The following is a 26,524-nucleotide window of genomic DNA, read 5'->3' as shown; positions in this document are numbered from 1 at the left end:
ATGTCGACTTTCATCGGGCAGTTGATCGGTTTCGCGGCCATTGTTTTCCTGGTCGTGCGGTACGTCGTGCCGCCGGTGCGTCGTCTGATGGCCGCTCGTCAAGACGCCGTGCGCCAGCAGCTGAAAGACGCTGCGGCGGCGGCCGATCGGCTGAGCGAGTCCACCACGGCCCACAGCCAAGCCGTGGAATCCGCCAAGACCGAGGCGGAACGGCTCGTCGAAGAGGCCCAGACGGACGCGGGCCGGATCGCCGAACAGTTCCGAACCCAGTCCGAGTCCGAGGCCGAACGCATCACCGCACAGGGCGGCCGGCAGGTCGACCTGCTGCGCACGCAGCTGAGCCGCCAGCTCCGCCTGGAGCTCGGCCACGAAGCGGTGCGGCAGGCGGGCGAATTGGTGCGCAACTTCGTCGCCGATCCGGCGCAGCAGTCGGCTACCGTCGACCGGTTCCTGGACGACCTCGAAGCGATGGCCCCCGCGCCCGCGGAGGTCCAATATCCGCTTCTGGCGAAGATGCGCTCCGCCAGTCGCGCGGCGGTGGCCGGGCTGTCGGAGGGGTTCACTGAGATAGCGAAAGACCTTGACAGCAAAGCTCTTTCCAATCTGTCGGCCGAGCTCGTTTCGGTGGCCGAGATGCTGGACCGCGAGATCGTCGTCACCCGGTATCTGACCTTGGCCGCCGAGGATGCGGCGCCCCGGATCCAGTTGATCGAGCGGCTGGTCTCCGGCAAGGTCGCCGACGCCACGCTCGAGGTCTTGCGGCTGGCCGTCTCGGAGCGTTGGTCGGCCAACTCCGATCTGGCGGCCGCCATCGAGCACATCTCGCGCCAGGCGCTGCTCGAAGTCGCCGAACGTGAGAACAAGATCGACGACGTGGAAGACCAGTTGTTCCGGTTCTCCCGCATCTTGGACGCACAGCCACGGCTCGCCATCTTGTTGGGCGACTATGGCGTACCGATAGAAGGCCGAATCAGCCTGCTGCGCAAGGTGCTTGACAGCGCGAGCGACAGAGTCGATCCGATCGTGGTCGCGCTGCTGACCCAGACCGTCCAACTGCTCAGAGGTGAGTCGGCCGAGGAGGCCGTCCAGTTCTTGGCGGAGGTCGCCGTGGCACGTCGCGGCGAGATCGTCGCACAAGTCAGTGCTGCGGCCGAACTCAGCGATGCCCAGCGGTCTCGCCTCACCGACGTGCTCGGCCGTATCTACGGCCACCCGGTGACGGTGCAGCTGCAGGTCTCCGACGAACAGCTGGGCGGGCTGCTCATCTCCGTGGCCGACGAAGTGATTGACGGGACACTCGCTTCTCGCCTTGCCGCGGCCCAGGCGCACTTGCCCGACTGACACCAACCATCATCACAAAGCACACGCGAACCGCGATCAAGTAGGAAGACGAAACGCCATGGCCGAGTTGACAATCTCCGCTGATGACATCCAAAGCGCCATCGAGGAGTATGTAGGCTCTTTCACCTCCGACACCTCACGCGAAGAGGTCGGTACCGTCGTCGACGCCGGTGACGGCATCGCGCACGTCGAAGGCTTGCCCTCCGTCATGACGCAGGAGCTGCTCGAGTTTCCGGGCGGAGTTCTCGGCGTCGCCCTGAACCTCGACGAGCACAGCATCGGCGCGGTGATCCTGGGTGACTTCGAGAAAATCGAACAGGGGCAACAGGTCAAGCGCACCGGGGAGGTCTTGTCCGTCCCCGTCGGCGACGCATTCCTGGGCCGGGTTGTCAATCCGCTCGGCCAGCCCATCGACGGTCGGGGCGACATCGAGACCGATATCCGCCGCGCGCTGGAGATCCAGGCGCCGTCGGTGGTGCAGCGGCAAAGCGTCAGCGAACCGCTGCAGACCGGCATCAAGGCCATCGACGCGATGACGCCGATCGGCCGAGGCCAGCGGCAGCTGATCATCGGCGACCGCAAGACCGGCAAGACCGCGGTGTGCGTCGACACCATCCTCAACCAGCGGGGGAACTGGGAGAGCGGCGACGAGCGCAAGCAGGTCCGCTGCGTGTACGTGGCCATCGGTCAGAAAGGCACCACGATCGCGTCGGTCCGGCGAGCCCTCGAAGAGGGTGGCGCGATGGACTACACCACCATCGTGGCAGCCCCGGCGTCCGACTCGGCCGGATTCAAATGGCTTGCGCCGTATACGGGTTCGGCGATCGCCCAGCACTGGATGTACGACGGTAAGCACGTGCTGATCGTCTTCGACGACCTGAGCAAGCAGGCCGAGGCATACCGGGCGATCTCGCTGCTGCTGCGTCGCCCGCCGGGCCGCGAGGCCTACCCCGGTGACGTGTTCTACCTGCACTCGCGCCTGTTGGAGCGCTGCGCGAAGCTCTCCGACGAGCTCGGTGGTGGCTCGCTGACCGGCCTGCCGATCATCGAGACCAAGGCCAACGACATCTCGGCCTACATCCCGACCAACGTCATCTCGATCACCGACGGTCAGTGCTTCCTGGAGTCCGACCTGTTCAACCAGGGTGTGCGGCCGGCCATCAACGTCGGTGTGTCGGTGTCCCGCGTGGGCGGTGCGGCGCAGATCAAGGCCATGAAAGAGGTGGCCGGCTCGCTGCGTCTGGACCTGTCGCAATACCGCGAACTGGAATCGTTCGCGGCCTTCGCATCCGACCTGGACGCGACGTCCAAGGCGCAGCTGGAGCGTGGTGAGCGGCTCGTCGAACTGCTCAAGCAACCGCAGTATCAGCCCATGCCGGTCGAGGAGCAGGTGGTTTCGATCTTCTTGGGCACCGGAGGTCACCTGGACTCCGTGCCCGTCGAGGACGTCAGGCGTTTCGAAACCGAGTTGCTGGACCACATGCGGGCGTCGGAGGAGAAGTTCCTGGCCGGTATCCGTGACAGCGGCAAGCTTCCCGAAGAGGCCGAGAACCAGCTGACCGAGATCATCAATAAGTTCAAGAAGGGCTTCGCAGCCACGGGCGGTGGATCGGTGGTGCCCGACGAGCACGTCGAGGCTCTGGACGAAGAAGACCTCGAGAAGGAGTCGGTGAAGGTGAAGAAGCCGGCGCCGGAGAAGAAGGCAAAGAAAGAGAAGAAGTAGCAACCAATGGCTGCCACACTTCGCGAATTACGCGGCCGGATCCGTTCGGCGGGGTCGATCAAGAAGATCACCAAGGCCCAGGAGATGATTGCGACATCGCGCATCGGAAAGGCGCAGGCCCGGCTGGAAGCCGCCAGGCCCTACGCGTTTCAGATCACGGCGATGCTGACGACACTGTCTTCCGAAGCCGCCCTGGATCACCCCCTGTTGGTCGAGCGGGAGGAACCCAAGCGCGCCGGCGTCCTGGTGGTGTCGTCCGACCGTGGTCTGTGCGGCGCCTACAACTCCAGCATCTTCCGTCGCTCCGAGGAGCTGTTCTCCCTGCTGCGGGAGGAAGGTAAGACGCCGGTCGTGTACACGGTGGGCCGGAAGGCGCTGAACTACTTCAAGTTCCGCAACTGGGACATCACCGACTCATGGACGGGCTTCTCCGAGCAACCTCAGTACGAGAACGCCGCGGAGATCGCTTCGACCCTGGTCGATGCCTTCATGAAGGGTGCGGGCGACGAGTCGCAGGACGACCAGGGCGTCGACGAACTGCACATCGTCTACTCGGAGTTCAAGTCGATGATGTCGCAGGCGGCCGCGGCGCACCGGATCGCGCCCCTGGTGGTCGAGTACATCGAGGACCAACCGGAAGTGCGCACCCTGTATTCGTTCGAGCCGGACGCGACAACGCTTTTCGAGTCGCTACTGCCGCGGTACGTAACCACCCGCGTCTACGCCGCGCTACTCGAATCGGCGGCATCGGAGCTCGCGTCGCGCCAACGAGCGATGAAGTCGGCAACCGACAACGCGGACGACCTGATCAAGGAGCTGACGCTGATGGCGAACCGCGAGCGGCAGGCTCAGATCACCCAAGAGATCAGCGAAATCGTCGGTGGTGCAAACGCACTCGCCGACGCTAAGTAGCGCACGAGGAAGAAGAAAATGACTGCTACTGACGAAAAGACCGAAAAGTCCGCCAACTCCGAGACCAGCGGCCGTGTCGTACGGATCACCGGCCCCGTGGTCGACGTCGAGTTCCCGCGTGGATCCGTGCCCGAACTGTTCAACGCTCTCAACGCCGAGATCACGTTCGAGGAGCTCAAGAAGACCCTCACCCTGGAGGTCGCACAGCACCTCGGGGACAACCTGGTTCGCACCATTTCGTTGCAGCCCACCGACGGCCTGGTCCGTGGCGTCGAGGTGACGGACAGCGGCAAGCCGATCTCGGTTCCGGTTGGCCAAGAGGTCAAGGGGCACGTCTTCAACGCGCTGGGCGACTGCCTGGACAAGCCGGGATACGGCGAGGACTTCGAGCACTGGTCGATCCACCGCAAGCCGCCGCCCTTCGAGGAACTCGAGCCCCGCACCGAGATGCTCGAAACCGGGCTCAAGGTCGTGGACCTGCTCACCCCATATGTGCGTGGCGGCAAGATCGCGCTGTTCGGCGGCGCCGGCGTGGGCAAGACGGTGCTGATCCAGGAGATGATCAACCGTATCGCCCGAAACTTCGGCGGTACCTCGGTTTTCGCTGGAGTGGGGGAGCGCACCCGTGAGGGCAACGACCTCTGGGTAGAGCTCAAAGAGGCTGACGTGCTCAAGGACACCGCGCTGGTGTTCGGTCAGATGGACGAGCCGCCCGGCACCCGTATGCGGGTGGCCCTGTCGGCGCTGACGATGGCCGAGTGGTTCCGCGACGAAGCCGGCCAAGACGTGCTGCTGTTCATCGACAACATCTTCCGGTTCACCCAGGCCGGGTCCGAGGTGTCCACGCTGCTCGGCCGTATGCCTTCCGCGGTGGGATACCAGCCCACGCTGGCCGACGAGATGGGTGAGCTTCAGGAGCGCATCACCTCGACGCGAGGCCGCTCGATCACCTCGATGCAGGCGGTCTACGTGCCCGCCGACGACTACACCGACCCGGCGCCGGCGACCACGTTCGCGCACCTGGACGCCACCACCGAGCTGTCGCGATCGGTGTTCTCCAAGGGCATCTTCCCCGCGGTGGACCCGCTGGCCTCGAGCTCGACCATCCTCGACCCGAGCGTGGTCGGTGACGAGCACTACCGGGTGGCGCAGGAAGTCATCCGAATCCTGCAGCGCTACAAGGACCTCCAAGACATCATCGCGATCCTCGGTATCGACGAGTTGTCCGAAGAGGACAAGCAGCTGGTCCAACGAGCGCGACGCATCGAGCGGTTCCTCTCGCAGAACATGATGGCGGCCGAACAGTTCACCGGCCAGCCGGGTTCGACGGTGCCGTTGAAGGAGACCATCGAGGCGTTCGACCGGCTGACCAAGGGCGACTTCGACCACATACCGGAGCAGGCGTTCTTCTTGATCGGTGGCCTCGACGACTTGGCCAAGAAAGCCGAAAGCTTCGGCGCCAAACTGGATTCCTGAGGCGTGAGCGAAAAGGCTCTGAAAGGCTCTGTGGCATGGCCGAATTGAACGTCGAGATAGTCGCCGTCGACCGGAAGATCTGGTCGGGTGAGGCAACGTTTTTGTTCACCCGCACCACCGTGGGCGAAATCGGCATCCTGCCCCGGCACATTCCGGTCGTCGCGCAGTTGGTCGACGACGCCATGGTGCGCGTCGAGCGCGAAGGCGAAGACGATCTGCGGGTAGCCATCGAAGGTGGCTTCCTGTCGGTCACCGAGCAGACGGTGACCGTCCTGGCCGAGTCCGCCGCGTTCGAGTCCGAGATCGACGAAAGCGCCGCCAGGGAGGACTCGGAGTCCGACGACCCACGCATCGCGGCGCGGGGGCGCGGCAGATTGCGCGCCGTCGGCGCGATCGACTAACGGCCGATGAGCGCGCCCATGATCGGCATGGTCGTGCTCGTCGTCGTCCTGGCGGGCGCGGTGGTCGCGCTGAGTTATCGGTTGTGGAAGCTGCGGCAGGGCGGCACCGCGGGAATCATGCGCGACATTCCCGCGGTCGGAGGTCACGGCTGGCGCCACGGCGTGATCCGTTACCGCGGCGGTGAGGCCGCCTTCTATCGGCTGTCCAGCTTGCGTTTGTGGCCGGACCGCCGACTCAGCCGCAGGGGGGTCGAGATCGTCGCCCGCCGAGCGCCGCGCGGCGACGAGTTCGACATCATGACCGACGAGATCGTCGTGCTGGAGTTGCGTGATACGACGCAGGATCGCCGGACCGGTTACGAGATCGCGCTGGACAAGGGTGCTTTGACCGCCTTCCTGTCCTGGCTGGAGTCCCGCCCGTCACCCCGCGCTCGTCGTCGCAGCGTCTAGTCCATGCCCGCGGGTCAACCCGCACTCGGCGCGCCGCCGCCGGGCTTCCAGAGCACGTCGCCGTCGGGATTGGCCGCGCGCGCCAGGATGAAGAGCAGATCCGAGAGGCGGTTCAAGTACTTCGCCGGAAGGATGTTGATCTGCTGCGGCGCAGCCTCCACCGCCGCCCACGCCGAGCGCTCCGCGCGACGGACGATGGTGCGGGCGACATGCAACAGCGCCGACAGCGGTGAACCACCGGGCAGCACAAAAGAATTCAGCGCCGGCAGGTTCTCGTTATATGTGTCACACCAGCCCTCGAGCCGGTCGATGTAGGGCTGGGTGACCCGCAGCGGCGGATACTCGGGGTTTTCCACCACCGGGGTCGACAGGTCCGCGCCGGCGTCGAACAGGTCGTTCTGGATCTGCCGCAGCACTCCGGCGATCTCCTCGTCGGGTTGACCGAGGGCGATCGCGACGCCGATCGCCGAGTTGGCCTCGTCGCAGTCCGCGTAGGCGACCAGGCGGGGGTCGGTTTTGGAGACTCGCGAGAAGTCACTCAATCCCGTCGTGCCGTCGTCACCGGTTCGCGTGTAGATGCGGGTCAGGTGTATCGCCATGAGCAAGACGGTACTGCGGCTCGGGAAAGGGCCGTGCCTCGGCTGACTGCTTGACTCGCCCCCTAGCCGCATCGCGGCTGGGGGTGCCCCCACCCCGCTCCGCTCCGCGGAGCGGATCGTCGTCAAGCGGGCTGACTGACAAGCCGATACCGCTTCACTAGACTGACGCGGGTGGCTGAGCGATTCGTGGTAACCGGCGGAAACCGGTTGTCCGGCGAAGTCGCAGTGGGGGGCGCCAAGAACAGCGTGCTCAAGCTGATGGCCGCCACGCTGCTGGCCGAAGGCACCAGCACCATCACCAACTGCCCCGACATCCTGGATGTGCCGCTGATGGCGGAGGTCTTGCGCGGCCTGGGCGCCACCGTCGAGCTCGACGGCGACGTCGCGCGCATCACCTCGCCCGACGAGCCGAAATACGACGCCGACTTCGCGGCGGTGCGACAGTTCCGGGCGTCGGTCTGCGTGCTCGGGCCGCTGGTCGGCCGGTGCAAGCGGGCGAGGGTCGCGCTGCCGGGCGGCGACGCGATCGGATCTCGCCCGCTGGACATGCATCAGGCGGGCCTGCGCCAGCTGGGCGCCCAGTGCAACATCGAGCACGGCTGCGTGGTCGCCCAGGCCGACACGTTGCGCGGCGCGGAGATCCAGCTGGAATTTCCGTCGGTCGGAGCCACCGAAAACATCCTGATGGCCGCCGTGGTGGCCGAAGGTGTCACCACGATCCACAACGCGGCGCGCGAACCCGACGTCGTGGACCTGTGCACCATGCTGAACCAGATGGGCGCGCGGGTCGAAGGTGCCGGTTCGCCGACCATGACCATCACCGGCGTACCGCGGCTGTACCCGACCGAACACCGGGTCATCGGGGACCGCATCGTCGCCGCCACCTGGGGCATAGCCGCAGCGATGACCCGAGGCGACATTTCGGTGACGGGCGTCGACCCGGCCCACCTCCAGGTGGTGCTGCACAAACTGCACGACGCCGGCGCGACGGTCACCCAGACGGACAACAGCTTTCGGATCACCCAGTACGAGCGCCCCAAGGCCGTGAACGTGGCGACCCTGCCGTTCCCCGGGTTTCCCACGGATTTGCAGCCGATGGCCATCGCCCTCGCCTCGATCGCCGACGGCACCTCGATGATCACGGAAAACGTTTTCGAGGCGCGCTTCCGTTTCGTCGAAGAGATGATCCGGCTGGGCGCCGACGCCCGCACCGACGGCCACCATGCCGTCGTGCGGGGTCTGCCGCAATTGTCGAGCGCCCCGGTGTGGTGTTCGGACATCCGGGCCGGTGCCGGCCTGGTGCTGGCGGGCCTCGTCGCCGACGGTGACACCGAGGTTCACGACGTCTTCCACATCGATCGCGGCTACCCGTTGTTCGTCGAGAACCTGGCGATTTTGGGAGCGGAGATCGAGCGGGTAGAGTAACCAAAGTCAGTGCCCCGCAGGGCCGGTCGCCACACCAGGCGGTCGACACCCCGGGCGCTTGACTCCCTCGCTGGATTGGTACTAGCCTGGCACGGCTGCTCCCGAAACGGTCTCTGGAAGACCAAAACTGGGAGTTGACTCCACTGCCTGACTTGTATTAAGCTGGCAGGGTTGCCCCAAAACGGGCGAAACAAGTGTTGTTTGAGAACTCAATAGTGTGTTTGGTCTTTTTATTTTGTTGTTGTTTTTTTGGCCATACCTAGCACTCCCCGTGTGTGGGTATGGCAATTTTTGATGCCAGTTATTTGGTGTCTTTTTGTTAGGTCAGATTTTCTCTGATTTGAAATTCACCTCGTTTTGCGAGGAGATTTTGTTTGGAGAGTTTGATCCTGGCTCAGGACGAACGCTGGCGGCGTGCTTAACACATGCAAGTCGAACGGAAAGGCCCCTTCGGGGGTACTCGAGTGGCGAACGGGTGAGTAACACGTGGGCAATCTGCCCTGCACTTCGGGATAAGCCTGGGAAACTGGGTCTAATACCGAATAGGACCACTTGGCGCATGCCTTGTGGTGGAAAGCTTTTGCGGTGTGGGATGGGCCCGCGGCCTATCAGCTTGTTGGTGGGGTGATGGCCTACCAAGGCGACGACGGGTAGCCGGCCTGAGAGGGTGTCCGGCCACACTGGGACTGAGATACGGCCCAGACTCCTACGGGAGGCAGCAGTGGGGAATATTGCACAATGGGCGCAAGCCTGATGCAGCGACGCCGCGTGGGGGATGACGGCCTTCGGGTTGTAAACCTCTTTCACCATCGACGAAGGTCCGGGTTTCTCGGATTGACGGTAGGTGGAGAAGAAGCACCGGCCAACTACGTGCCAGCAGCCGCGGTAATACGTAGGGTGCGAGCGTTGTCCGGAATTACTGGGCGTAAAGAGCTCGTAGGTGGTTTGTCGCGTTGTTCGTGAAATCTCACGGCTTAACTGTGAGCGTGCGGGCGATACGGGCAGACTAGAGTACTGCAGGGGAGACTGGAATTCCTGGTGTAGCGGTGGAATGCGCAGATATCAGGAGGAACACCGGTGGCGAAGGCGGGTCTCTGGGCAGTAACTGACGCTGAGGAGCGAAAGCGTGGGGAGCGAACAGGATTAGATACCCTGGTAGTCCACGCCGTAAACGGTGGGTACTAGGTGTGGGTTTCCTTCCTTGGGATCCGTGCCGTAGCTAACGCATTAAGTACCCCGCCTGGGGAGTACGGCCGCAAGGCTAAAACTCAAAGGAATTGACGGGGGCCCGCACAAGCGGCGGAGCATGTGGATTAATTCGATGCAACGCGAAGAACCTTACCTGGGTTTGACATGCACAGGACGCGTCTAGAGATAGGCGTTCCCTTGTGGCCTGTGTGCAGGTGGTGCATGGCTGTCGTCAGCTCGTGTCGTGAGATGTTGGGTTAAGTCCCGCAACGAGCGCAACCCTTGTCTCATGTTGCCAGCGGGTAATGCCGGGGACTCGTGAGAGACTGCCGGGGTCAACTCGGAGGAAGGTGGGGATGACGTCAAGTCATCATGCCCCTTATGTCCAGGGCTTCACACATGCTACAATGGCCGGTACAAAGGGCTGCGATGCCGCAAGGTTAAGCGAATCCTTTTAAAGCCGGTCTCAGTTCGGATCGGGGTCTGCAACTCGACCCCGTGAAGTCGGAGTCGCTAGTAATCGCAGATCAGCAACGCTGCGGTGAATACGTTCCCGGGCCTTGTACACACCGCCCGTCACGTCATGAAAGTCGGTAACACCCGAAGCCAGTGGCCTAACCCTTGGGAGGGAGCTGTCGAAGGTGGGATCGGCGATTGGGACGAAGTCGTAACAAGGTAGCCGTACCGGAAGGTGCGGCTGGATCACCTCCTTTCTAAGGAGCACCACGAAAAGCACTCCAATTGGTGGGGTGCGAGCCGTGAGGGGTTCTCGCCTGTAGTGGGCGAGAGCCGGGTGCGCAACAGCAAATGATTGCCAGACACACTATTGGGCCCTGAGACAACACTCGGCCAGTCCGCGTGGTGTCCCTCCATCTTGGTGGTGGGGTGTGGTGTTTGAGAATTGGATAGTGGTTGCGAGCATCTAAACGGATGCGTTGCCGGCAACGGTGGCGTGTTCGTTGAAATGTGTAATTTCTTCTTTGGTTTTTGTGTGTAAGTAAGTGTTTAAGGGCGCATGGTGGATGCCTTGGCATCGAGAGCCGATGAAGGACGTGGGAGGCTGCGATATGCCTCGGGGAGCTGTCAACCGAGCATTGATCCGAGGATTTCCGAATGGGGAAACCCAGCACGAGTGATGTCGTGTTACCCGCATCTGAATATATAGGGTGCGGGAGGTAACGCGGGGAAGTGAAACATCTCAGTACCCGTAGGAGAAGAAAACAATTGTGATTCCGTTAGTAGTGGCGAGCGAACGCGGAACAGGCTAAACCGCATGCATGGATAACCGGGTAGGGGTTGTGTGTGCGGGGTTGTGGGATTGATATGTCTCAGCTCTACCTGGCTGAGGGGTAGTCAGAAAGTGTCGTGGTTAGCGGAAGTGGCCTGGGACGGCCCGCCGTAGACGGTGAAAGCCCGGTACGCGAAAACCCGGCACCTACCTTGTATCAACACCCGAGTAGCAGCGGGCCCGTGGAATCTGCTGTGAATCTGCCGGGACCACCCGGTAAGCCTAAATACTTCTCGATGACCGATAGCGGATTAGTACCGTGAGGGAATGGTGAAAAGTACCCCGGGAGGGGAGTGAAAGAGTACCTGAAACCGTGTGCCTACAATCCGTCAGAGCCTCCTTGTGGGGTGATGGCGTGCCTTTTGAAGAATGAGCCTGCGAGTCAGGGACACGTCGCGAGGTTAACCCGTGCGGGGTAGCCGCAGCGAAAGCGAGTCTGAATAGGGCGCATCCCCTTTGGGGTGTAGTGGCGTGTTCTGGACCCGAAGCGGAGTGATCTACCCATGGCCAGGGTGAAGCGCGGGTAAGACCGCGTGGAGGCCCGAACCCACTTAGGTTGAAGACTGAGGGGATGAGCTGTGGGTAGGGGTGAAAGGCCAATCAAACTCCGTGATAGCTGGTTCTCCCCGAAATGCATTTAGGTGCAGCGTTACGTGTTTCACCACGGAGGTAGAGCTACTGGATGGCCGATGGGCCCTACTAGGTTACTGACGTCAGCCAAACTCCGAATGCCGTGGTGTATAGCGTGGCAGTGAGACGGCGGGGGATAAGCTCCGTACGTCGAGAGGGAAACAGCCCAGATCGCCGGCTAAGGCCCCTAAGCGTGTGCTAAGTGGAAAAGGATGTGCAGTCGCAAAGACAACCAGGAGGTTGGCTTAGAAGCAGCCACCCTTGAAAGAGTGCGTAATAGCTCACTGGTCAAGTGATTGTGCGCCGATAATGTAGCGGGGCTCAAGCACACCGCCGAAGCCGCGGCAACCGTAAGGTTGGGTAGGGGAGCGTCCCCCATGCAGCGAAGCTACCGGGTAACCGTGTGGTGGAGTTTGGGGGAGTGAGAATGCAGGCATGAGTAGCGATAAGGCAAGTGAGAACCTTGCCCGCCGTAAGACCAAGGGTTCCTGGGCCAGGCCAGTCCGCCCAGGGTGAGTCGGGACCTAAGGCGAGGCCGACAGGCGTAGTCGATGGACAACGGGTTGATATTCCCGTACCCGTGTGTGGGCGTCCCTGACGAATCAGCGGTACTAACCACCCAAAACCGGATCGACCATTCCCCTTCGGGGGCATGGAGTTTCGGGGCTGCGTGGGACCTTCGCTGGTAGTAGTCAAGCAATGGGGTGACGCAGGAAGGTAGCCGTACCAGTCAGTGGTAATACTGGGGCAAGCCCGTAGGGAGAGCGATAGGCAAATCCGTCGCTCATTAATCCTGAGAGGTGATGCATAGCCGATTGAGGTGAATTCGGTGATCCTCTGCTGCCAAGAAAAGCCTCTAGCGAGCACACACACGGCCCGTACCCCAAACCGACACAGGTGGTCAGGTAGAGCATACCAAGGCGTACGAGATAACTATGGTTAAGGAACTCGGCAAAATGCCCCCGTAACTTCGGGAGAAGGGGGGCCGGAATACCGTGAACACCCTTGCGGTGGGAGCGGGATTCGGCCGCAGAAACCAGTGGGTAGCGACTGTTTACTAAAAACACAGGTCCGTGCGAAGTCGCAAGACGATGTATACGGACTGACGCCTGCCCGGTGCTGGAAGGTTAAGAGGACCCGTTAACCGTAAGGTGAAGCGGAGAATTTAAGCCCCAGTAAACGGCGGTGGTAACTATAACCATCCTAAGGTAGCGAAATTCCTTGTCGGGTAAGTTCCGACCTGCACGAATGGCGTAACGACTTCCCAACTGTCTCAACCATAGACTCGGCGAAATTGCACTACGAGTAAAGATGCTCGTTACGCGCGGCAGGACGAAAAGACCCCGGGACCTTCACTACAACTTGGTATTGGTGTTCGGTACGGTTTGTGTAGGATAGGTGGGAGACTGTGAAACCCCAACGCCAGTTGGGGCGGAGTCGTTGTTGAAATACCACTCTGATCGTATTGGACACCTAACGTCGAACCCTTATCGGGTTCACGGACAGTGCCTGGCGGGTAGTTTAACTGGGGCGGTTGCCTCCTAAAATGTAACGGAGGCGCCCAAAGGTTCCCTCAACCTGGACGGCAATCAGGTGTTGAGTGTAAGTGCACAAGGGAGCTTGACTGCGAGACTTACAAGTCAAGCAGGGACGAAAGTCGGGACTAGTGATCCGGCACCCCCGAGTGGAAGGGGTGTCGCTCAACGGATAAAAGGTACCCCGGGGATAACAGGCTGATCTTCCCCAAGAGTCCATATCGACGGGATGGTTTGGCACCTCGATGTCGGCTCGTCGCATCCTGGGGCTGGAGCAGGTCCCAAGGGTTGGGCTGTTCGCCCATTAAAGCGGCACGCGAGCTGGGTTTAGAACGTCGTGAGACAGTTCGGTCTCTATCCGCCGCGCGCGTCAGAAACTTGAGGAAACCTGTCCCTAGTACGAGAGGACCGGGACGGACGAACCTCTGGTATACCAGTTGTCCCACCAGGGGCACCGCTGGATAGCCACGTTCGGACAGGATAACCGCTGAAAGCATCTAAGCGGGAAACCTTCTCCAAGATCAGGTTTCTCACCCTTTTAGAGGGATAAGGCCCCCCGCAGACCACGGGATCGATAGGCCAGACCTGGAAGCTCAGCAATGAGTGCAGGGAACTGGCACTAACCGGCCGAAAACTTACCAACACACAATCGCAACCACTTTCCATTTCCGCGACAATTCGTCGTAGGAAACTTGGACATCACACCCCCCCACCGAAACCAAATTTAAATAGAGTTACGGCGGCCACAGCGACAGGGAAACGCCCGGTCCCATTCCGAACCCGGAAGCTAAGCCTGTCAGCGCCGATGATACTGCCCATCCGGGTGGAAAAGTAGGACACCGCCGAACATACACAAAAACACCCCCGGCAACGGGGGTGTTTTTGCATTCACGATGCGAGCGATTTCTAGTCGAATAATGTCAAAGCCACATTCGTCGATGCGTGTTTCCTCTCCAGCGCGAGCAGGGTTTGCTTTCGGTCCAGGCCGCCTCCGTAGCCGGTGAGGCTGCCGTTGGCGCCGATGACGCGGTGGCAGGGCACGACAATCGCGATGGGGTTGTGGCCGTTCGCCAATCCCACGGCCCGCGCAGAACCGGGAGCGCCGATCTGGGCGGCGATTGTTCCGTACGATCTGGTTTCGCCGTACGGAATTGTCTGTAGCGCCTTCCAAACCCGCCGCTGAAATTCGGAGCCGCGCAATTCGAATTCGAAATCGAACTCGGTCAGTTCACCGGCGAAATAGGCATCGAGTTGCTCTGTGGCGTCCTGGAATGCCGCGGGACTCGATGCCCAGCCGGTGCGGCTCGGTTCGTAGGTTTGATCGACCATCCGAAGCATGGTCAGAACCGAGTCCTGGCCGGCGAGGGTCAGCGGCCCGATAGGGCTGTCGATGGTGCGGTACTCGATCATGCGACCTCCTGTGGTGGCCATTGGTTTACTGGATGCTCGAGGGTGGTCCATAGGTATTGGGTGGCATACGAACGCCAGGGGCGCCAGCGGGCGCCATGCGCGACCAGCGCCCGTTCGGCAGTCGGCAATCCCAGCCGCCTGGCGGCCAGGCGAAGGCCAAGGTCGTTGGCGGGGAAGGCATCCGGGTCGCCGAGCCCGCGCATCGCGATCACCTCCGCGGTCCACGAACCGACCCCGGGCACGTCCAGCAATTGCCTGCGGGCGGCTTCCCAGTCGCTGCCGCCGTCCAGGACGATGCTGCCGTCGGCGAGCCCGCCCACCAAAGCGCTCAGGGTGCGTTGCCGGGCCTTCGGGACCGCCAAGTGGATGGGGTCGATCTCGGCGAGCTGCTCCACCGACGGGAACGTATGCGTCAACCCGCCGTCAGGGTCGCTGACCGGCTGGCCGTAGGCCGCCGCCAGCCTTCCGGCGTGGGTGCGCGCCGCCTTGGTCGACACCTGTTGGCCCAGGACCGCACGAACGGCGAGCTCGGCCTCGTCGACCGTACGCGGAACGCGTTGTCCGGGCGCCTTCGCCACCAGGGGGCTGAGCCGGGGGTCGTCCGCGAGCGCGTCGTCCACCGCCTCGGGATCGGCATCGAGATCGAGCAGCCGCCGGCAGCGGGCGATCGCCGTCGTCAGGTCGCGAAAGTCGTCGAGGACGAGCAGGCATCGGACGTGATCGACGGCCGGTGTCAGCGTGACGACGGCGGTGCCGAAGGGAAGGCGGAGGGTGCGTCGATACGCACCAGCACGGACCTCCTCGCAGCCGGGCACGGTGCCCGCCGCGAGGTGTCCGAAGACACCGTCGTAGGCGAACGGGGTCCGCACCGGCAACCGAAGGCACACCGCTCCCGCCGAAGCGGAGTTCGACCCGGCGCGGCTGGCCGCGCGCCGACGCAGCTCCGTCGGTGAGTTCTCGAAGACCAGGCGTACGGTGTCGTTGAACTGGCGGATGCTGGAGAACCCCGACGCGAACGCGACGTCCCCGAACGGCAGGTCCGTGGTCTCGATGAGCAGCCGGGCGGTCTGCGCCCGCTGGGCGCGGGCCAGCGCCAGCGGGCCGGCCCCGACCTCGGCTTGCAGCAGCCGTTCCAACTGGCGGGTGGTGTAACCGAGGTGGCCCGCCAGCCCGCCGACGCCTTCGCGGTCCACCGTGCCGTCGGCGATCAATCGCATCGTCCGCGCAACGACGTCATCGCGAACGTTCCATTCCGGCGAACCGGGGGACGCGTCGGGACGGCAACGCTTGCAGGCCCGGAATCCCGCCCGCTGAGCGGCGGCGGCGGTCGGATAGAACCGCACGTTGCGGGCGAACGGCGGACGTACCGGGCAGCTGGGCCGGCAATAGATGCGGGTGGTCAGCACCGCGGTGACGAACCAGCCGTCGAACCGGGCGTCCTTGGACTGGACGGCGCGGTAACAGCGTTCGAAGTCGTCGTGCACGCTTCAAGCTTTACACCCGCGCACTGACAAAACTGGCGGAAAAACGACATCGTAGTGGCGGGACTCGGGATCGGCGCGCTGCCGATTACCGGCGCCTCGCGGGTGGCGTCGTTGGTGCGAGGCGCATCCGCCGTCGGCACTGGGACGCCGGTGGGACCGGCGTCCCGGCCTCTTCGCTACGGGCCGGGAGGGGTTCCGACGCAAACGCCGCCGGCGCAGGCCCCCGCACCCCCGGGTCCGGCGGAAGCCCCGGCGCCCGGCACACCCGCACTCGCCCCGCCGGGCCCGGCGCCGGCGCCGGAACCGCCCGGTCCGGCGGTCGTGGCACCACCGGGTCCGGTTTCGGGGCCGCCACCGCCCGGTCCGGCCGGAGTCGTTGCCGCCGGGGCGGTGGTGGTGACGCTGGCCGGTGTCGTCACGGTGGTGGTGACGGTCGACGTCGTCGGGTTCTTGTTGTTGTTGTTTGATCCACAACCCGCGGTCAGCGAACTCAAGGCGATCGCCGCAGCGATGCCCGCGGCCACGGAAACACGGCGGGCAGTTGCACTAGCGGTCATGTCAACACCAATCTCTTGGAGGGGCGATGTCCTTAGTGCCCTTACCCACTCGGGCGCGAATTCAATCGCGTCAGGCCTGCGGGTCGGCAGGCGATGCGAGCCGAGTGGGGCGTTCGTGTCCGCGAAGTGTCACGGTCTCACCCAAAGACCAACGGGCACGTTCGTTCTCGCTCGCATCCTCCAGCGCGTCGGCCGCTGCGAGCAGTCGGCCAGGGTACGACTTGGCGAGCTCGCACAGCCGGGCTGCCTCGTTGACCGGCCCGCCGATCACGGTGTATTCGAAGCGCTCCCTGGCGCCGACGTTGCCGGCGACCACTTGGCCCGCCGCCACGCCAATGCCGGCCTGGCACTCCGGCATTTCGTCGTCGAGCCGCTCGGCGATGGCGCGCGCGGTGGCCAGCGCCTGGTCTTCCGGGTGGTCCAGACGATTGGGGGCTCCGAAGATGGCCAGCGTCGCGTCGCCCTCGAACTTGTTGACCAGACCGCAGTGTCGGTCCACTTCCTCGACGACTATGCCGAAAAATTGATTGAGCACCGAAACGACCTCGGCCGGGGGCCGGCTGGTCACCAGTTGGGTCGAACCGACGATATCGATGAATACGACTGCCACATGGCGTTCTTCGCCGCCCAGCTTCGGTCGCTCGCGTTCGGCGGCCAGGGCGACCTCGCGTCCCACGTGCCGGCCGAACAGGTCGCGAACGCGTTCGCGCTCGCGCAGCCCGTCGACCATCGCATTGAAACCGCGTTGCAGCTCACCGAGTTCGGTGCCGTCGAACACGACGAGGTCGCCACGCAGGTCGCCGCGCTCGACGCGTCTGAGCGCCGCTCGGACCACGCGCACCGGAGTTGCGGTGAGCCAGGCCAGGATCCACATCAAGAGGCAACCGAAAATCACCGTGGCGATCGAGACGATCAGCACCCCGACCGCGAACTGGGTTTCGGTCAGGTTTCGCATCAGCGCCTGAAACCCCGCCAGAAAGCCGATACCGAGAACGGGCAGGCCCGAGCCGAGGAACCAGACCACCATGGTCCGGCCCATCATGCCCGAGGCGAATCGCCGCGGCGGTGGCCCCGCTTCGAGTGCCTGGGCCGCCGCCGGGCGCAGCGCGAACTCGGCGAGCAGATAACTGGCGGTCGCCACCAAGATGCCGCAGATGCCCACCGCGATGAGGAAGCGCGGGATGAACAGCGTGTTGATCAGGCCGTAGAGCGTCGTCAACACCACCGCCCCGACACCCCACAGGATGAGGTCGAAGCGCGCGATCCGCCAGGGGGCCAGGAAAGTGTTGCGCTCGTCTTCTTCGGTCGGCGCCCGCTCCTCGATCGCCCAGCGAAGCGATATGACCGTCCTGCGGGTGATCCAGTAGGTGCCCACCGCCAGTGCCAGCGCGATATAGGCCGGTGATGCGGCGAAGGTGATCCATAACGGTGCGTCGAACACGCTCGGCTGCGGGATGGCGACCGTCACCAGAAGCAGCGCGACGGCGATGCCGATCAAGTTGACGCCCAAGACGAGCACGGTCAGGATGAGCTGGATGCGGATGCGGCGGCGGCCCTGGCTCTCGGAGACCCGCCCTAGCAGCAGGGAGCCGTACGCCGGGGTCTCCGGTAGCCGGCCGCTCTGACGGGTGACCGTCTCGAGCACCCGGCCGATGCGTTTTGCCAAGCTCTGGGTGGCCGACATGGTGGCGTCAGCCTAATTTGTCGGCCACGCTCTAAGGTGAGTCGGGTGCGTCTAGTGATCGCCCAATGCACCGTGGACTACGTCGGCCGGCTCACCGCGCATCTCCCGTCGGCGCGCAGGTTGCTGCTGTTCAAGGCCGACGGCTCGGTCAGCGTGCACGCCGACGACCGCGCCTACAAGCCGCTGAATTGGATGAGTCCGCCGTGCTGGCTCACCGAGGAGCCCGGCGATCAGGCGCCCGTGTGGGTCGTCCAGAACAAGGCCGGCGAACAGCTGCGCATCACCGTCGAGGCGGTCGAGCACGACTCCAGCCACGACCTCGGCGTTGACCCCGGATTGGTGAAGGACGGCGTCGAAGCCCACCTGCAGGCGTTGCTCGCCGAGCACGTGCACCTGCTGGGTGAGGGCTACACGCTGGTTCGTCGCGAATACATGACCGCGATCGGGCCGGTCGACCTGCTCTGCCGTGACGAACGGGGCGGTTCCGTCGCGGTGGAGATCAAGCGGCGGGGCGAGATCGACGGCGTCGAGCAGCTCACCCGCTACCTCGAGTTGCTCAATCGCGACAGCGTGCTGGCGCCGGTGAAGGGGGTCTTCGCGGCCCAGCAGATCAAGCCGCAAGCGCGCACGCTCGCCACCGACCGTGGGATCCGCTGCATCACACTGGATTACGACAAGATGCGGGGGATGGACAACGACGAATACCGGCTGTTCTGAGCGTCGCGGCTAGGCTGGCGATATGGCCCGGCGCCGCACACCGCCACGTCGGCAGCGGCAGTCGTCGCCGCTACCGGCGGCGCCGCAGCGGGTGGAGATCGGGCCCGACGGTCACGAGTACGAGGTGCGCCCCGTCGCGGCGGCCCGGGCCGTCAAGACCTACCGCTGTCCCGGTTGTGATCACGAAATACGCGCGGGCACAGCTCATCTGGTGGTGTGGCCGGCCGATGCGACCCTCGGCGGCGCCGACGACCGTCGGCATTGGCATGCTCCGTGCTGGACCCACCGCGCCACGCGCGGGCCCACCAGGAAGTGGTCGTGACCAGCCAGGCCCTCAGGCGGCCGGCTCGACCAGCTCGATGAGCACGCCGCCGGCGTCCTTGGGGTGGATGAAGTTGATCCGTGAGTTTGCCGTGCCGCGGCGGGGCGCCTCGTAGAGGAGGCGGATGCCCTGAGAACGCAGGTGCTCGACCACGCTGTCGAGGTCGCTCACCCGGACCGCCATCTGCTGGATGCCGGGCCCGCGCTTGTCGATGAACTTGGCGATGGTCGAGGAGTCGTCGATCGGGGCCATCAGCTGGATCTGTGCGGCGCCGCCCTCGGCACCCCGCACGCCCAGCATGGCCTCGCGGATTCCCTGCTCCTCGTTGACTTCCTCGTGCACCAGTACCATGCCGAGGTGGTCGTGATACCAGGCGATTGCCGTATCCAGGTCGGCGACCGCGATGCCGACGTGATCGATCGCCGTCACCAGCGCGGTGGCCAGGACCTGACGGGCGTCAACTTGATCGGTCGTCATCACATAAAGGTAACCTGGCGGCAAAGATTGCGCTTCTCCGGGAGGCCAGATCGGCCGTCCCCGGACCCTTAGGAGGTTGTCATGACGACGTCGGTGATCGTTGCTGGAGCGCGCACCCCGATCGGCAAGTTGATGGGTTCGCTGAAGGATTTCTCGGCGAGCGACCTGGGTGCGATCGCGATCGCCGGTGCGCTGGAGAAGGCCAACGTGCCCGCCTCGGCGGTCGAGTACGTCATCATGGGCCAGGTTTTGACGGCCGGGGCAGGACAGATGCCCGCGCGTCAGGCGGCGGTAGCGGGCGGCATCGGCTGGGACGTCCCGGCGCTGACCATCAACAAGATGTGCTTGTCCGGCATCGACTCCATCGCGCTCGCCGACCAGCTGATTCGTGCCAGGGAGTTCGACGTGGTGGTCGCCGGTGGGCAGGAGTCCATGACCAAGGCGCCCCATTTGCTGATGGACAGCCGGGCGGGCTACAAGTACGGCGATGTCACGGTCCTGGACCACATGGCCTACGACGGCCTGCACGACGTGTTCACCGACCAGCCGATGGGTGCCCTCACGGAGCAGCGCAACGACGTGGACAAGTTCACCCGCGAGGAGCAGGACGAGTTCGCTGCGCAGTCGCATCAGAAGGCGGCCGCGGCGTGGAAGGACGGCGTCTTCGCCGACGAGGTTGTGCCCGTCAACATCCCGCAGCGCAAGGGTGATCCGCTGCAGTTCACCGAGGACGAGGGGATTCGCGCCAGTACCACCGCGGCGTCCCTGGCCGGCCTGAAGCCGGCCTTTCGCCGCGATGGCACCATCACCGCCGGCTCGGCGTCGCAGATTTCCGACGGGGCCGCGGCCGTGGTGGTGATGAGCAAGGCCAAGGCGCAGGAGATGGGGCTGACCTGGCTGGTCGAGATCGGCGCCCACGGTGTGGTGGCCGGCCCGGACTCCACCCTGCAGTCACAGCCGGCCAACGCGATCAAGAAAGCGCTCAGCCGCGAGGGCATCTCCGTCGATCAGCTGGACGTCGTCGAGATCAACGAGGCGTTCGCCGCGGTCGCGTTGGCGTCGACCCGCGAACTCGGCCTGGATCCCGAGATCGTCAACATCAACGGCGGGGCGATCGCCGTCGGGCATCCCATCGGCATGTCGGGCGCACGGATCACGCTGCATGCGGCCTTGGAACTGGCCCGCCGTGGCTCCGGTTACGCCGTCGCGGCCCTGTGTGGCGCGGGCGGCCAGGGCGACGCCTTGATCCTGCGGGCAAAGTAGCGGGGCGATCGACGCGCGCCGACCCTCGCCGATGTTGCTGGCTCGGCGCGCGCGGGATCTTTTGTGATCTTCGTCATATGTCCCGCTCGGCGCCGGTTTTGGCGTGGTTTGCCGCCTCGGCAAGCGGCGCGACGTCGGCGCCACCGGGTGGATAGGTCATCGACGAGCATGACAAACTTGACCTCGTGACGCGTCCGCGACCTTCGATTGGCCCCGCGCTGGCTGGTGCGGTCGACCTGTCCGGCCTCAAGCAGCGGGCCCAGCAGCAGCCGGCCGGCGGGACCGGCGGACAAACCTCGGCCGCCGAGGGTGGCCCGGGAGTATCCGCGATCACCGAGGCCAATTTCGAATCCGAGGTCCTGCTGCGCTCCGAGGAAGTGCCCGTTGTGGTGGTGCTGTGGTCACCGCGCAGCGACGCGTGTGTCCAGCTCGTCGACATCCTGTCCGGGTTGGCCGACGAGGACAACGGCAAGTGGTCCCTGGCGACCGTCAACGTCGACGTGGCGCCCAGGGTGGCACAGATTTTCGGCGTCGACGCGGTGCCGACGGTCGTCGCCCTGGCCGCCGGGCAGCCGCTGTCCAGTTTTCAAGGTATGCAGCCGCCCGACCAGCTGCGGGGCTGGCTGGACCAACTTCTGTCGGCGACGGCCGGAAAACTCAGGGGCCCAAGCAATCCCGCGGGTTCCGAGGAGGTTGATCCCGAGCTTGCCGCGGCCCGCGAACAGCTCGAGGCGGGCGATTTCGAGGCCGCCAGGGCGTCGTATCAGGCGATACTGGACGCCGACCCGGGCAGTGCCGAAGCCAAGGGCGCGATCCGCCAGATCGACTTTCTCATGCGCGCGACCGCCCACCCGCCGGACGCGCACCTTGCGGCCGACGCGGCACCGGGCGACATCGATGCCGCCTTCGCGGCCGCCGACGTCGAAATCCTCAACCAGGACGTGAGCGCCGCGTTCGAGCGCCTAACTGCATTGGTACGCAACACATCCGGGGACGAGCGGACCCGGGTGCGCACCCGGTTGATCGAACTCTTCGAACTCTTCGACCCCGCCGACCCCGAGGTCGTCGCCGGGCGGCGCAACCTCGCGAACGCCCTGTACTGAACCCCTCGGCCGGCTCGCGTTCAGCCGCCTACTCGGGCTCGAGCCACAGGGCCGAGTTCGGCGGCAGCACCAGCACCGCCGAGGCCGGTCGGCCATGCCACGGGTCCTCGGTGGCGTCGACGCCACCCATGTTGCCGATGCCGGAGCCGTTGTAGTCGGTGGCATCGGTGTTGAGCACTTCGCGCCAGCGGCCGGCGGACGGCAGACCGAGCCGGTAGCCGCTGTGCTCGCTGCCCGCGAAGTTGAACACGCAGGCCATTACCGAACCGTCGCTGCCATACCGCAGGAAACTGAGCACGTTGTTCGCCGAGTCGTTGGCGTCGATCCAGGAGTAACCGTCGGGGATGGTGTCCTGGCTCCACAGTGCCGGGCGGGTGCGGTAGATGTCGTTGATGTCGCGCACCATCCGCAGCACGCCGTTGGAAAACCCTTGCTCGTCGAGTTGCCACCAATCCAGGCCGCGTTCCTCGGACCACTCGGCCCGCTGGCCGAATTCCTGCCCCATGAACAGCAATTGCTTCCCCGGGTGCGCCCACTGGTAGGCGAGCAGGCTGCGCAGCCCGGCGGCCTTGACGTGGTTGTTGCCCGGCATCCGGCCCCACAGGGTGCCCTTGCCGTGCACCACCTCGTCATGGCTGATCGGCAGCACATAGTTCTCGCTGAACGCGTACAGCATCGAGAACGTCATCTCGTGATGGTGGTAGTTGCGGTAGATCGGGTCGCGGCTGATGTAGTCGAGGGTGTCGTGCATCCAGCCCATGTTCCACTTCATCGAAAAGCCCAGGCCGCCAAGGTTGGTCGGGCGTGTGACGCCGGGCCACGACGTCGACTCCTCGGCGATGGTGACGATGCCCGGCGCCGACTTGTGCACCGTGGCGTTCATCTCCTGCAGGAACTGCACGGCCTCCAGGTTCTCCCGGCCGCCGTAGATGTTCGGCGTCCAGCCACCCTCCGGGCGCGAGTAGTCGAGGTACAGCATGGAAGCGACCGCGTCCACCCGTAATCCGTCGACGTGGTACTGCTCGAGCCAATACAACGCGTTGGCCACCAGGAAGTTGCGCACCTCATTACGGCCGAAGTCGAATACGTAAGTGCCCCAGTCGAGTTGCTCACCACGGTTGGGGTCGGAGTGCTCGTAGAGCGGGGTGCCGTCGAACCGCCCCAGCGCCCAGGCGTCCTTCGGGAAGTGCGCCGGCACCCAGTCCACGATGACGCCGATGCCGGCCTGGTGCAGGGCGTCGACCAGCAACCGGAACTCGTCGGGCGTGCCGAATCGCGACGTCGGCGCGTAGTACGACGTCACCTGGTAGCCCCACGAGCCGGCGAACGGGTGCTCGGCGACGGGCAGCAGCTCCACGTGGGTGAACCCGTGCTCGAGAACGTACGCCGTGAGCTGGTGGGCCAGGTCGCGGTAGCTGAGTCCGGGGCGCCACGAACCCAGGTGAACCTCGTAGGTGCTCATCGGCTCGAACACCGGATTGCGTTGGGCGCGCTGCTGCATCCAATCGGCGTCCCGCCAGGTGTAGGTGCTGCGCGTCACGCGGGAGGCGGTGTGCGGCGGCACTTCGGTGGCGAAGGCCATGGGGTCGGCCCGCTCCGTGACGACGCCATCGGCGCCGTGCACGCGGAACTTGTAGAGGCCGTCGGCGGGGAAATCGGGCCAGAACAGTTCCCACACCCCCGAGGAGCCCAGCGACCGCATCGGGGCATCGCTGCCCGTCCAGCCGTTGAACTCGCCAATGAGGTTGACACCCTTGGCGTTTGGCGCCCACACCGCGAACGACACCCCGTTCACGACGCCGTCGGCAGTGGTGAACGAGCGGGGGTGCGCGCCGAGCACCTCCCAGAGCCGCTCGTGGCGCCCCTCGCCGAACAGGAAGAGGTCGACCTCGCCCAGGGTGGGCAGGAAGCGGTAGGCGTCGGCGACCGCGTAGGGGTCGGACCCCTCGTACCTCACTTCCAGCCGGTAGTCGATGAGATTGGCGAACGGCAACGCCGTGGCGAACAGGCCGGATTCGAGGTGTTGCAGCGGGAAACGGTCCTCGCCGACCAGCGCGACGACCTCGGCCGCATGCGGGCGGAACGCCCGGATGACGGTGTGATCGGCGTACTCGTGGGCCCCCAATATGCCGTGCGGGTTGTGATGCGTGCCATTCAGCAGGCGTGATAGGTCGGCCGGGTCGGGCGCCAGGTGCGTCCTGGCGAGTTGGTCGGCTTGACTCATGTCCTTTTCACCTCCGGTCCGTTTCATCGTCTGCGCAGCAACGTCATTCGTGACTCATGCGGTATGAGCGGCATGTTGATGACATGCGCTACCGCTCGCGCAGGATCGATGCGAACGTAGTTTGCTTGCCCCCATTGAAATTCCTGGCCGGTGATTTCGTCGCGCACCCAGAAACGCTCGTAGGGCTCCATACCCAGAGCCGCCATATCTAAAAACAGCGTGCCTTCCTCGGCGCCGAACGCGTTGAGCGTCACCACCACCAACACGCAGTCACCGGTCGCCGGATCGAACTTGCTGTAGGCGAGCAGGGCGTCGTTGTCCACGCCGTGGAAGTGGATGGTGCGCAACTGCTGCAGCGCCGGGTGCAGCCGGCGGATCGAGTTGAGCTGCGTGATGAGGGGTTCGAGTGACCGTCCTTCGGCCAGGGCGCCCGCGAAATCGCGCGGCCGCAGTTCGTATTTTTCGGAGTCCAGATATTCCTCGCTGCCCTCGCGCACCGCGCGGTGTTCGAAGAGCTCGTAGCCCGAGTACACGCCCCAGGCCGGGCCCATGGTCGCCGCCAGCACCGCGCGGATGGCGAACATCCCCGGCCCGTTGTGCTGCAGGATGGCGTGCAGGATGTCGGGCGTGTTCACGAACAGGTTCGGCCGGCGAAAGTCGGCGAGCGCGGCGATGTCGTTGCCGAACTCGGTGAGTTCCCATTTCGCCGTGCGCCAGGTGAAGTAGCTGTAGGACTGCGTGAACCCGAGCTTGGCCAGGCCGTATTGCCGCGCCGGCGGCGTGAAGGCTTCCGAGAGGAAGAGCACGTCGGGGTCGATGCTCTTCGCCTGGGCGATCAGCCACGCCCAGAAGTTCGGCGGCTTGGTGTGCGGGTTGTCCACCCGAAAGAACTTGACGCCGTGGTCCATCCAATACCGGACGACGCGCAGGACTTCGTCATACAGGCCCGCCGGGTCGTTGTCGAAGTTGAGCGGATAGATGTCCTGGTACTTCTTGGGCGGATTCTCCGCGTAGGCGATGGTCCCGTCGGGCAGTTCGGTGAACCACTCGCGATGATCGCGCGCCCACGGGTGATCCGGCGCGCACTGCAACGCCAGGTCCAGTGCGACCTCCATGCCCATTTCGCGGGCCGCGGCGACGAAGGCGTCGAAGTCCTCGATGGTGCCCAGGTCCGGGTGGACGGCGTCATGGCCGCCCTCGTCACTGCCAATTGCCCACGGGGAGCCCACATCTCCAGGGGCGGCGGTGGGAGAGTTGTTGCGGCCCTTGCGGTGGACCTTGCCGATCGGGTGGATCGGTGGCAGGTACACCACGTCGAATCCCATTGCCGCGATACGCGGAAGCTGGGCGGCCGCTGTGGCGAACGTGCCGTGCACGGGTTTGCCGTCGGCGTCCCACCCCCCGGTCGAGCGGGGGAACATCTCATACCAGGAGCCGAAGCGGGCCAGCGGCCGATCCACCCAGACGCCGTACTGATCACCGCGGGTGACCAGATCGCGCAACGGATATTCGTCCAGGAGTTCGTCGATTTCCGGCGCCAGCGCCAGCGCGGTGCGGGTGACCGGGTCCCCCGGTTTCCGCAGCGCCGCGGCGGCGGCCAGGAGTGGGTCACGCCGCGCACGCGGCACCCCCGTCGCGGCGCGCTCGAGCAGCGCGGCCCCGACCAGGAGGTCGTTGGACAGTTCGGTCTCTCCCTGCCCGGCGTCCAGCTTGGCCACCAGGCCGTGCCGCCAGGATTCGAAGGGGTCACCCCAACCGTCGACCCTGAAGGTCCACAGGCCCACCCGGTCGGGCGTGAACTGCCCGTGGAAGACGTAGGGCTCGAGGCCCATCGTCATCGGCAGCAGCAGCGGCTTGATCCGTTGCTGGTCCACCCCTCCGTCGACTTCGGCCGCGGGCCTGACGGGAGCCTGAACCGCTTTGATCCGGCGGGTCTCCGTCACCTGCGGATAGCGCGGGCCGAGGTAGCGCACCACCAGGGTCGCCGCGACCGCCTCGTGGCCTTCCCGCCATACCGCCGCGCTGACCGGAATGGTCTCACCGACCACGGCCTTGGCGGGATATGCGCCGCAGGAAACGACGGGTTGGACGTTATCGATCTCGACACGACCAGGCACCACAGCTCCGTTCCGAATTGTGCGGCCAACCGCGGTGTGCTCGTCGCGGATGCCTCTCGTCTGGCGAAACTTCCTGTCGTGGGGAACTTCCTCTGCGGGGAAGCACCGTTGCGGCCCCAATAACTAACCGATACCCACCCTAGTGTCCGGTCACACCCCCGGCGGGAAAAGCGGCGTCTGCCGCCGTGCGCGGGCCGA

General features: G+C 64.7%; 19 protein-coding genes and 3 rRNA genes. 14 read left to right on the top strand and 8 right to left on the bottom strand.

What is annotated here, in order from left to right; translation table 11 throughout:
* Genes G6N37_RS12225 through G6N37_RS12200 form a run of 6 tightly spaced genes read left to right on the top strand, consistent with a single transcriptional unit; the run spans position 1 to position 6,303 of the window.
* A complete protein-coding gene (locus G6N37_RS12225) occupies positions 1–1,341 on the top strand; it encodes a F0F1 ATP synthase subunit B/delta (protein WP_163680518.1) in 1,341 nt (446 codons plus the stop codon).
* 58 nt (positions 1,342–1,399) lie between these two features.
* A complete protein-coding gene (gene atpA, locus G6N37_RS12220; protein WP_163680515.1) occupies positions 1,400–3,064 on the top strand; it encodes a F0F1 ATP synthase subunit alpha in 1,665 nt (554 codons plus the stop codon).
* A 6-nt stretch (positions 3,065–3,070) separates the two neighbouring features.
* Positions 3,071–3,976, top strand: coding sequence for a F0F1 ATP synthase subunit gamma (locus G6N37_RS12215; protein WP_163680511.1), 906 nt, complete (start codon positions 3,071–3,073; stop codon positions 3,974–3,976).
* 18 nt (positions 3,977–3,994) lie between these two features.
* Positions 3,995–5,452, top strand: coding sequence for a F0F1 ATP synthase subunit beta (gene atpD / locus G6N37_RS12210; RefSeq protein ID WP_163680508.1), 1,458 nt, complete (start codon positions 3,995–3,997; stop codon positions 5,450–5,452).
* Between the two features lie 35 nt (positions 5,453–5,487).
* Positions 5,488–5,853, top strand: a complete 366-nt coding sequence (locus G6N37_RS12205; protein ID WP_163680505.1) for a F0F1 ATP synthase subunit epsilon — start codon at positions 5,488–5,490, stop codon at positions 5,851–5,853.
* A gap of 6 nt (positions 5,854–5,859) precedes the next feature.
* Positions 5,860–6,303, top strand: coding sequence for a DUF2550 domain-containing protein (locus tag G6N37_RS12200; RefSeq protein ID WP_083170194.1), 444 nt, complete (start codon positions 5,860–5,862; stop codon positions 6,301–6,303).
* Positions 6,304–6,317: 14 nt separating this feature from the next.
* Here the strand turns inward: G6N37_RS12200 and G6N37_RS12195 are convergent, their stop codons facing one another.
* Positions 6,318–6,902 (bottom strand): cob(I)yrinic acid a,c-diamide adenosyltransferase, encoded by a 585-nt coding sequence (locus G6N37_RS12195; protein ID WP_163680502.1) that lies wholly within the window; start codon positions 6,900–6,902, stop codon positions 6,318–6,320.
* Between the two features lie 171 nt (positions 6,903–7,073).
* Between G6N37_RS12195 and murA the strand changes: the two genes are divergently transcribed.
* From murA to rrf, 4 genes are all read left to right on the top strand, one after another.
* Complete coding sequence (gene murA / locus G6N37_RS12190; protein WP_163680499.1) at positions 7,074–8,327, top strand: UDP-N-acetylglucosamine 1-carboxyvinyltransferase; 1,254 nt, start codon at positions 7,074–7,076, stop codon at positions 8,325–8,327.
* A 371-nt stretch (positions 8,328–8,698) separates the two neighbouring features.
* A 16S ribosomal RNA gene (locus G6N37_RS12185) occupies positions 8,699–10,228 on the top strand.
* 282 nt (positions 10,229–10,510) lie between these two features.
* A 23S ribosomal RNA gene (locus G6N37_RS12180) occupies positions 10,511–13,611 on the top strand.
* 92 nt (positions 13,612–13,703) lie between these two features.
* Positions 13,704–13,816 (top strand): 5S ribosomal RNA (gene rrf, locus G6N37_RS12175).
* Together the 16S, 23S and 5S rRNA genes form the textbook arrangement of a ribosomal RNA operon.
* Positions 13,817–13,874: 58 nt before the next feature.
* Here the strand turns inward: rrf and G6N37_RS12170 are convergent.
* The 4 genes from G6N37_RS12170 to G6N37_RS12155 form a co-directional block, all read right to left on the bottom strand.
* A complete protein-coding gene (locus G6N37_RS12170; RefSeq protein WP_163680497.1) occupies positions 13,875–14,378 on the bottom strand; it encodes a methylated-DNA--[protein]-cysteine S-methyltransferase in 504 nt (167 codons plus the stop codon).
* The gene (locus G6N37_RS12165; RefSeq protein ID WP_163680495.1) at positions 14,375–15,862 is read right to left on the bottom strand and encodes a DNA-3-methyladenine glycosylase 2 family protein; all 1,488 of its coding nucleotides are present in this window, start codon (positions 15,860–15,862) and stop codon (positions 14,375–14,377) included. Before G6N37_RS12165 ends, G6N37_RS12170 begins: the two co-directional genes overlap by 4 nt.
* Before the next feature lie 176 nt (positions 15,863–16,038).
* Positions 16,039–16,419 carry a hypothetical protein gene (locus tag G6N37_RS12160; protein ID WP_163680492.1) on the bottom strand — a complete coding sequence of 127 codons (381 nt, stop codon included), beginning with the start codon at positions 16,417–16,419 and terminating at the stop codon, positions 16,039–16,041.
* Between the two features lie 70 nt (positions 16,420–16,489).
* Positions 16,490–18,103, bottom strand: a complete 1,614-nt coding sequence (locus tag G6N37_RS12155) for an adenylate/guanylate cyclase domain-containing protein (RefSeq protein WP_163680489.1) — start codon at positions 18,101–18,103, stop codon at positions 16,490–16,492.
* Between the two features lie 45 nt (positions 18,104–18,148).
* Here G6N37_RS12155 and nucS point away from each other — a divergent pair, with 45 nt between their 5' ends.
* Positions 18,149–18,820, top strand: coding sequence for an endonuclease NucS (nucS, locus tag G6N37_RS12150; protein WP_163680486.1), 672 nt, complete (start codon positions 18,149–18,151; stop codon positions 18,818–18,820).
* A 22-nt stretch (positions 18,821–18,842) separates the two neighbouring features.
* Positions 18,843–19,142, top strand: coding sequence for a hypothetical protein (locus tag G6N37_RS12145; protein WP_163680483.1), 300 nt, complete (start codon positions 18,843–18,845; stop codon positions 19,140–19,142).
* Positions 19,143–19,154: 12 nt separating this feature from the next.
* On the opposite strand, the gene mce is transcribed toward G6N37_RS12145, so the two are convergent.
* Positions 19,155–19,622, bottom strand: coding sequence for a methylmalonyl-CoA epimerase (gene mce / locus G6N37_RS12140; RefSeq protein ID WP_163680481.1), 468 nt, complete (start codon positions 19,620–19,622; stop codon positions 19,155–19,157).
* Positions 19,623–19,700: 78 nt separating this feature from the next.
* On the opposite strand from mce, the gene G6N37_RS12135 reads away from it, so the two are divergent.
* Both G6N37_RS12135 and G6N37_RS12130 read left to right on the top strand, forming a co-directional pair.
* The gene (locus tag G6N37_RS12135; RefSeq protein WP_163680477.1) at positions 19,701–20,882 is read left to right on the top strand and encodes an acetyl-CoA C-acetyltransferase; all 1,182 of its coding nucleotides are present in this window, start codon (positions 19,701–19,703) and stop codon (positions 20,880–20,882) included.
* A gap of 185 nt (positions 20,883–21,067) precedes the next feature.
* Positions 21,068–21,985 carry a tetratricopeptide repeat protein gene (locus G6N37_RS12130; RefSeq protein ID WP_163680474.1) on the top strand — a complete coding sequence of 306 codons (918 nt, stop codon included), beginning with the start codon at positions 21,068–21,070 and terminating at the stop codon, positions 21,983–21,985.
* Between the two features lie 28 nt (positions 21,986–22,013).
* Here G6N37_RS12130 and glgB read toward each other — a convergent pair whose 3' ends face one another.
* A complete protein-coding gene (glgB, locus tag G6N37_RS12125) occupies positions 22,014–24,209 on the bottom strand; it encodes a 1,4-alpha-glucan branching protein GlgB (RefSeq protein WP_163680471.1) in 2,196 nt (731 codons plus the stop codon).
* Positions 24,210–24,232: 23 nt separating this feature from the next.
* Entirely contained in the window at positions 24,233–26,326 is a 2,094-nt protein-coding gene (locus tag G6N37_RS12120) for an alpha-1,4-glucan--maltose-1-phosphate maltosyltransferase (protein WP_163680468.1), read from the bottom strand.
* Positions 26,327–26,524: the final 198 nt, after the last annotated feature.

The organism is Mycobacterium seoulense, from assembly GCF_010731595.1.
Lineage (GTDB): Bacteria > Actinomycetota > Actinomycetes > Mycobacteriales > Mycobacteriaceae > Mycobacterium > Mycobacterium seoulense.
Note: the sequence above shows the minus strand (reverse complement) of the source record. Positions and strands in the feature narration are given on the sequence as shown.